We start from the raw sequence: 6993 nt of genomic DNA on the forward strand, positions 1-6993 counted from the left end.
GATTCTGCCGTTAGACTTACGCATATTCCAACCAATATCGTAGTAAACTGCCAAGCGGAACGTTCTCAACTTAAAAACCGTGAAAAAGCGATGCATATGTTAAAAGCAAAGCTATATCAAAAACGCGTGGAAGAACAACAGCAGCAATTAGATGAAATTCGCGGCGAACAAAAAGAAATTGGCTGGGGAAGCCAAATTCGTTCCTACGTCTTCCATCCGTATTCTTTAGTGAAAGATCACCGTACAAGTACGGAAACAGGAAATATTCAAGCGGTAATGGATGGCGATCTCGATCCGTTTATTGATTCCTATCTTCGCTCTAGAATCTCATAAAAAAAAGCCTGATTTCGGCTTTTAAAAAATGTAGATTCTAGTGAGGTAGTTGTATGACAACTTATCTATATAGAATTAGAGGGAAAGAGAAGTGCTTACGTGCTTCTCTTTTTTATAGGAGATAGTCATATCATACTGAATACATGCACAATCGTAAAAACTTGAAAATAGTGAATTATCAGCGATAAATTGTAACGGCTTCTAAAGAAATTATCATTATCATGAAAATTAAAGACAAAATTACTAGTTCATACTTGGAGGAATTATGGAAACAAAACATAAAGCAAGAAAAGCATCAAATCCCCAATTGCAAAAAATAATGGAATATATCTATATCATCGTAGGTTCCACTTTGATTGCCTTGGCATTTAACATCTTTTTAATGCCAAACCGCATTGCATCTGGAGGAGTAAGCGGGATTAGTACCATCTTAAAGGCGACAATCGGATGGGAACCTGCCTATGTACAATGGGCTTGTAACATCCCTCTTTTTATAGCAGGTGTTCTTCTTTTAGGAAAACAGTTTGGGGTGAAAACATTAATAGGAACCATTTTCCTTCCGCTCGTTGTATTTGCATCAAAGGATATCGAACCTGCCACGCATAATCAGCTTCTCGGTGCACTATTTGGCGGAATAAGCGTTGGATTGGGGCTTGGCATTGTGTTTCGAGGAAAGGCATCGACAGGAGGGACTGATTTAGCAGCCCAAATTATTCATAAATACACTGGACTTTCGCTTGGTATGTGCGTAGCACTTATTGATGGCACAATCGTCATTACTTCTGCTATTGTCTTTAACTTAGAAAGCGGTATGTATGCACTCATTAGCCTATATGTTACAAGTAAAACAATCGATCTCGTACAAGTGGGAATGGGACGTTCTAAAATGGCCATTATTATTACGAATGAAGAAGACCGCGTTTGCCAGGCAATTTTGCAAAAGGTGGATCGCGGAGTTACGAGATTGCCCGGATTTGGTGGATATACAAATGATGAACGTCCTATCCTTATGTGCGTTGTTAATCAAATGGAATTTACAAAGCTGAAAGAAGTTGTTAAACTAGCTGATCCATTCGCCTTTGTTATAGTAACCGATGCTTCAGAGGTACTCGGAGAAGGGTTTCAACCGGCATAGGAGGAAAAACCATCCATAACAGGTTATAATAAAAATAAAATGTATGCGAAGGAGGATGTGTATGAAGAGAAAGCTTCTTATTGCAATGACAGGAATAGCGCTTGCTACGATACTAAGTGCTTGCGCGGCGAAGGAAGAAAATCAGACAGCTAAAGTCCCTGCTAGTACGGATAGCGCAGAAACGATCTACCAACAAAGCTGTGCAAGTTGCCATGGAACAAATTTAGAAGGAAAATTAGGACCAGCTCTGCAAAAAGCGGGCGGTGAATTTAGCCAAGCTCAAATTGAAAAAATCATAGAAAAAGGACGCGGCTCCATGCCAGCGGGTATCATTCCGAAAGAAGACGCAACAAAAGTGGCACAGTGGCTTTCACAGAAAAAATGACTCAAAAGGGCTGCCTTTTGAGTCTTCTTCCTCCAGAATATAACAAACCAGCTTTCCTACTAGTATTCTCCCTTGTATTCCCATAGAATTCCTATTCCATATATTTTACAATGATAAGGACTCCTAAGTAGGGAGTGTTTACGATTTGCATAGACTTCTGTAACAGAACTGTAATCGAATTGTAGCGGCAAATGAAAAACAATGATGATACAATGTAGAACGAAACGAAACTGTTAGAATTAATGTAGAAATTTGTTAGATCCTGTTGTATTTTAAGAAAGAATGTCGAATAAGACAAATTCATTAATTGGGTGATACATGATGATAACAATGAACAATGTGTATAAAACGTATCCAAACGGTGTAGAAGCTGTGAGTGGGATTTCCGTTAAAATTAAGCAAGGCGAATTTGTGTACGTTGTTGGTCCAAGTGGGGCTGGTAAATCGACGTTCACGAAAATGATGTATAGTGAAGTAAAGCCAACGTCGGGTTCGATTAATGTAAATGGCATCGCATTAGAAAGTCTACATAGCAATGATGTGCCATACTTCCGTCGTCAAATCGGCGTTATCTTCCAAAATTTCCGTCTCTTACCTAAGATGACTGTAAGCGAAAATGTTGCATTTGCCTTAGAGGTAATTGAAGAAGAACGGGAAGTAATTGCAGAGCGCGTAGCAGAAGTATTAAAGCTTGTTGGACTCGAAGAAAAAGCTGATTCCCTTCCAAATCAACTGTCAGGCGGCGAACAACAACGTGTAGCAATTGCACGTGCGATTGTAAACAAGCCAAAGGTTGTTATTGCGGATGAACCGACAGGAAACTTAGATATAGATACCGCTTGGGAAATTATGGACATTTTTAAAGAAGTCAACCACCAAGGTACAACAATCATTATGGCAACACATAATTCCGAAATTGTGGATACCATTCGTCACCGCGTAATTGCAATTGAAAATGGAAAAATTTTAAGAGATGAACTTCAGGGAGGGTACGGTTATGAAAGCTAAAACCTTTGCCCGTCATGTACGAGAAGGCGGAAAAAGTCTAACGCGTAATGGCTGGATGACATTTGCATCAGTCAGTGCAGTTACCATTACATTGCTGTTAGTAGGCGTATTTTTGGCAGTTATTATGAATTTAAATCACTTCGCTTCAAAGGTAGAAAAAGACGTAGAAATTCGTGTTCATATTGATCCTGCTGCTTCTAAAGATAATCAAGCTTCGTTAAAAGCAGACATTCAAAAAATATCACAAGTAGATACGCTTACATTCTCTTCTAAAGAAGAAGAACTACAACGTGTCATTAAAAGCTTTGGTGATAGTGGAAAATCATTCCAACTATTTGAACAAGATAATCCTCTTAAGGACGTTTTTATCATTAAAACGAAAAATCCGACAGATACAGGTCAAGTTGCATCACAAATTGAAAAAATGCAATATGTTAGCAATGTACAGTACGGAAAAGGCGATGTAGAAAAACTATTTAACACGGTGAAAATTGGTCGTAACATCGGTATTGTGTTAATTGCCGGTTTATTATTTACAGCCATGTTCTTAATCTCAAATACAATTAAAATTACAATCTATGCAAGAAGTACAGAAATCGGAATTATGAAACTAGTAGGTGCAACAGATTGGTTTATCCGTTGGCCATTCCTATTAGAAGGTTTATTCTTAGGTGTGCTAGGTTCCTTGATTCCAATTGTGCTTATCGTATCGGCATACGGATCAATTCAATCGATGCTTCAACAAAAATTGGTTGGTACAATCTTTGAATTGTTACCATCAAGCCCGTTTGTATTCCAATTAGCAGGAGTGTTAATCCTAATTGGTTCCCTAATCGGTATGTGGGGAAGCGTCATGTCTATTCGCAAGTTTTTACGCGTATAAGAAGAAATAGTTGCAAACATAATTCGTACAAGCATATCATATAGTAGAAGTAAGTAAGGCATCACACTGGTAGTGTGATGCTTTTTCAGTACATAATTACGATGTGTGAAAGGAGCATTCCGTATTGAAACGTAAAATAGCGATAATTTGGATTGTAGCGGCATTTCTAGTCGGTGCGGGTAGCATGTATGCAGGAATGCAATATACATTTAGTAAAACGTATGGCGGCATACTTGCAAGTAAATCGAATTCCCCAACACGAGAAGGAGATATACAAAAAATTCAGCAAGCTTACGATTTGATCGACTCTCGCTACGTCAGCAATGTTGATAAAACAAAGCTAGTCGAAGGTGCCATTCAAGGAATGATTTCAACGCTGAAGGATCCATATTCCACTTATATGGATAAAAACACAGCCAATCAATTTGTCCAGTCCTTAGATTCTTCTCTAGATGGAATTGGGGCTGAGGTGAATAAAGTCGATAATAAGCTAATCATCGTATCGCCTATTAAGGATTCACCAGCAGAAAAAGCAGGAATCAAGCCAAATGATGAAATTCTATCAGTAGATGGAGAAAGTGTAAAAGATAAAACACGCGAAGAAGCCGTATTAAAAATTCGCGGCAAAAAAGGCACAATTGTTACATTACAGATTAAACGTGCGAATGTGGACACACCAATTACATTTAAAATTACGCGGGATACGATTCCACTCTTAACTGTATCAAGCTCAGTGAAAACAGAAAATAATAAAAATATCGGATACATTCAAATCACATCTTTTTCTGAAAATACAGCGAAGGAATTTAAAGATAATCTAACCGACCTCGAAAAGAAAAACATTAATGGTCTTGTCATTGATGTACGCGGCAATCCAGGTGGATATTTAAATAGTGTAGAGGACATATTGAAGCTATTTGTTACAGATAAAAAGCCAATTGTACAAGTAGAAGATCGCAACGGACAACGACAAAAAACGTTTTCGCAGCTGAAGGAACGTAAACCTTATCCAATCGCTGTACTCGTGGATAACGGCAGTGCATCGGCCTCTGAAATTCTGGCAGGAGGTTTAAAGGAAGCAGAAGGCTATCCACTTGTTGGGGTAAAAACATTCGGTAAAGGAACCGTACAACAAGCCGTTCCGCTTCCAGATGGCAGCAACATAAAGCTTACGATGTTTAAATGGTTAACACCAGACGGAAATTGGATTCATACTAAAGGAATTGATCCAACCGTCGAAATTAAACAACCAGACTATTATTACGCAACACCTATTCAATTCCAAAGTGCACTATCCTATAACATGAACAACGACCAAGTAAAAAGTGCACAAGCTTTATTAAAGGATCTTGGCTTCGAACCAGGTCGCACTGACGGTTATTTCAGCCAAGAAACAGAAACAGCAGTAAAGGCATTCCAACAAAGCAGTAACATGGATCAAACCGGCATCATCGATCAAAAAACAGCCGATGCGCTCCAAAATAAGATTATAGATAAAATCCGCTCCGGCACAAACGACCTGCAAATGCAAGCAGCACTAAAGCTTGTAGCGAAATAAGAAACGGAATGTAACAATCTTTGACCACTGAAAACGTACTATGTTTCAGTGGTTTTTTTCATGAGTAGAGAGGGGATTGGACCCGCAGATGGAGGAAATGAGAGATGGCGGGAATAAAAGAGAGGGGATAGAGCCCGTAGATGGTGAAAATGAGAGAGGGGGGAACAAAAGAGGAAGGATTGAACCCGCTGATGGTGGAAAAGAGAGATGGCGGGAACAAAAGAGAGAGAATTGAGCCCGAAGATGGTGGAAAAGAGAGATGGCGGGAACAAAAGAGAGGGGATTGGACCCGCAGATGGTGGAAGCGAGAGATGACGGGAACAAAAGAGAGGGAATAGAGCCCGTAGATGGTGAAAAAGAAAGATGGGGGGGACAAAAGAGAGAGAATAGAACCTGTAAGCAAAGGGAACGAGAGTCGACGGGAAAAAAGAGAACGGATTGTGCTTCCAACAGAGCGTCGACCTGCCTTCCACGCTGATACGATTACTTTTTTTTTTCATAGAAACCGAAATAGAAAGCGAATATGATACTATTAAGAGGTACATCTTTTACAGAAATATAAAGTAAGATTGGGGGGGCACAATGGAATCTTGGCTGTTTGAATTAGCGCGAGCAATCGGACGTTTTTTTCTACATCCTGTCCTATACATAAGTATAATCAGTGTTATTTTTTCCGGATATTGGCGTGTTAGACAAGAACGTAAGGACTTTTCTTTTAAAATTTATAATGCGATGTACGAGCTGCCTACGTCTTTATTTGCGGGAATTTCGATTGGAATCTTGCTTTCAGTAGTGCTAGCCGGCGTAGGTCTTGTACTACCGAAAATGGGTCTAGCTGCTATTGCATTGTGGACCATTTTATTTGCGATTACCTTTCAGTACCGTTACTTATCGGCTGCCTACAGTGTAGGGATTGCAATGCTACTACTCTTGTTTTCTAATGTTTTAACAAAAGTAGGCGAGGTTGCACCGTATCTTACAGATGTGAAAGAAAACTATTTAACCAGTCTCGCTATTCTTCTGGCACTTTTACTTTTTACAGAAGGTTATTTTATTATGAAGTATTCTTCATCCTCAACACCACGTCTTGTAAAGGCAAAACGAGGTCTATTGATTGGTATGCATCGTAGCAAACGTCTATGGATCATACCCCTATTTGTCTTCATTCCAGGTGACGGCATCCAAACCTTCCTGTCATGGTGGCCGGTTATTTCGGTTAATACGCACACATTTTCACTCTTTCTCGTACCTTTTACAATCGGATTTTCGATGAAGGTGAAAGGAATGCTGCCTAGCCAAGCTATTATGTATACAGGAAGACAAGTTACGTTACTTAGTTTTCTTGTACTTGCACTTGCTATTGCAAGCATCTGGCTTCCCGGTCTCGCAGTAGCAGCAGCAGGAACTGCTATACTCGGCCGCATAAGCATCACGATTCGTGAGAAAATAGAGGATGAAAAACCGCTCCCTTATTTTTCTCAGAAAACCAATGGGCTGATGATTCTAGATATTTTGCCAAACTCCGTAGGAATCGAAATGGGATTGCGGGTAGGAGAAATCATTACGAAAGTAAACGGAGTAAATCCTACTTCCGTTCGAGAATTCTACAGTGCGCTCCAACGTAACACGGCAGGAGCATTTTGTAAAATGGAAGTCATCGACACGAACGGAGAACTACGTCTCGTGCAGCA

The 6993-nt window shown here is 39.7% G+C and carries 8 protein-coding genes; all 8 read left to right on the plus strand.

Annotated elements, in window-relative coordinates:
• On the plus strand, nucleotides 1-333 hold a 333-nt coding region (locus AC11ZT_RS00590), incomplete at its 5' end, for a peptide chain release factor-like protein (RefSeq protein WP_484057744.1).
• 319 nt (nucleotides 334-652) lie between these two features.
• Complete coding sequence (locus AC11ZT_RS00595) at nucleotides 653-1468, plus strand: YitT family protein (protein WP_484057750.1); 816 nt, start codon at nucleotides 653-655, stop codon at nucleotides 1466-1468.
• 61 nt (nucleotides 1469-1529) lie between these two features.
• A complete protein-coding gene (gene cccB, locus AC11ZT_RS00600) occupies nucleotides 1530-1853 on the plus strand; it encodes a cytochrome c551 (RefSeq protein ID WP_484057745.1) in 324 nt (107 codons plus the stop codon).
• Nucleotides 1854-2174: 321 nt separating this feature from the next.
• The gene (ftsE, locus tag AC11ZT_RS00605) at nucleotides 2175-2861 is read left to right on the plus strand and encodes a cell division ATP-binding protein FtsE (RefSeq protein WP_484057751.1); all 687 of its coding nucleotides are present in this window, start codon (nucleotides 2175-2177) and stop codon (nucleotides 2859-2861) included.
• The gene (gene ftsX, locus AC11ZT_RS00610; protein WP_484057746.1) at nucleotides 2851-3744 is read left to right on the plus strand and encodes a permease-like cell division protein FtsX; all 894 of its coding nucleotides are present in this window, start codon (nucleotides 2851-2853) and stop codon (nucleotides 3742-3744) included. Before ftsE ends, ftsX begins: the two co-directional genes overlap by 11 nt.
• A 124-nt stretch (nucleotides 3745-3868) precedes the next feature.
• Nucleotides 3869-5302, plus strand: coding sequence for a S41 family peptidase (locus AC11ZT_RS00615; RefSeq protein ID WP_484057747.1), 1434 nt, complete (start codon nucleotides 3869-3871; stop codon nucleotides 5300-5302).
• A gap of 140 nt (nucleotides 5303-5442) precedes the next feature.
• On the plus strand, nucleotides 5443-5640 hold the full coding sequence (locus AC11ZT_RS00620) for a hypothetical protein (protein WP_484057748.1): 198 nt from the start codon (nucleotides 5443-5445) through the stop codon (nucleotides 5638-5640).
• Nucleotides 5641-5884: 244 nt separating this feature from the next.
• Nucleotides 5885-6993, plus strand: a 1109-nt coding sequence (locus AC11ZT_RS00625; RefSeq protein ID WP_484057749.1) for a PDZ domain-containing protein, incomplete at its 3' end; no start/stop codon positions are given.

This window comes from Ectobacillus sp., from assembly GCF_056992975.1.